Source organism: Enterobacter cloacae complex sp. IR5459 (genome assembly GCF_049238005.1).
GTDB lineage: Bacteria > Pseudomonadota > Gammaproteobacteria > Enterobacterales > Enterobacteriaceae > Enterobacter > Enterobacter hormaechei_C.
This window is the reverse complement of record NZ_JBMKIG010000062.1, coordinates 1-1,175: the sequence shown is the minus strand read 5'-3', so window position 1 is coordinate 1,175 and position 1,175 is coordinate 1. Positions and strand designations below refer to the sequence as shown.

Genomic DNA, 1,175 nt, shown 5'->3' with positions numbered 1-1,175 from the left:
GTGACTGCGTACCTTTTGTATAATGGGTCAGCGACTTATATTCTGTAGCAAGGTTAACCGTATAGGGGAGCCGAAGGGAAACCGAGTCTTAACTGGGCGTTAAGTTGCAGGGTATAGACCCGAAACCCGGTGATCTAGCCATGGGCAGGTTGAAGGTTGGGTAACACTAACTGGAGGACCGAACCGACTAATGTTGAAAAATTAGCGGATGACCTGTGGCTGGGGGTGAAAGGCCAATCAAACCGGGAGATAGCTGGTTCTCCCCGAAAGCTATTTAGGTAGCGCCTCGTGAACTCATCTTCGGGGGTAGAGCACTGTTTCGGCTAGGGGGCCATCCCGGCTTACCAACCCGATGCAAACTACGAATACCGAAGAATGTTATCACGGGAGACACACGGCGGGTGCTAACGTCCGTCGTGAAGAGGGAAACAACCCAGACCGCCAGCTAAGGTCCCAAAGTCATGGTTAAGTGGGAAACGATGTGGGAAGGCACAGACAGCCAGGATGTTGGCTTAGAAGCAGCCATCATTTAAAGAAAGCGTAATAGCTCACTGGTCGAGTCGGCCTGCGCGGAAGATGTAACGGGGCTAAACCATGCACCGAAGCTGCGGCAGCGACGCTTATGTGTTGTTGGGTAGGGGAGCGTTCTGTAAGCCGTTGAAGGTGTGCTGTGAGGCATGCTGGAGGTATCAGAAGTGCGAATGCTGACATAAGTAACGATAAAGCGGGTGAAAAGCCCGCTCGCCGGAAGACCAAGGGTTCCTGTCCAACGTTAATCGGGGCAGGGTGAGTCGACCCCTAAGGCGAGGCCGAAAGGCGTAGTCGATGGGAAACAGGTTAATATTCCTGTACTTGGTGTTACTGCGAAGGGGGGACGGAGAAGGCTATGTCAGCCGGGCGACGGTTGTCCCGGTTTAAGCATGTAGGCGGAGGTTCCAGGTAAATCCGGTACCTTATTAACGCTGAGGTGTGATGACGAGGCACTACGGTGCTGAAGTGATAAATGCCCTGCTTCCAGGAAAAGCCTCTAAGCATCAGGTAACACGAAATCGTACCCCAAACCGACACAGGTGGTCAGGTAGAGAATACCAAGGCGCTTGAGAGAACTCGGGTGAAGGAACTAGGCAAAATGGTGCCGTAACTTCGGGAGAAGGCACGCTGATAGGTAGGTGAAG

The 1,175-nt window shown here is 52.9% G+C and carries 1 rRNA gene; it reads left to right on the top strand.

The features are described 5' to 3' along the window. Nucleotides 1-1,175: ribosomal RNA gene (locus ACOTX4_RS25925) — 23S ribosomal RNA — on the top strand; the annotation flags it as partial.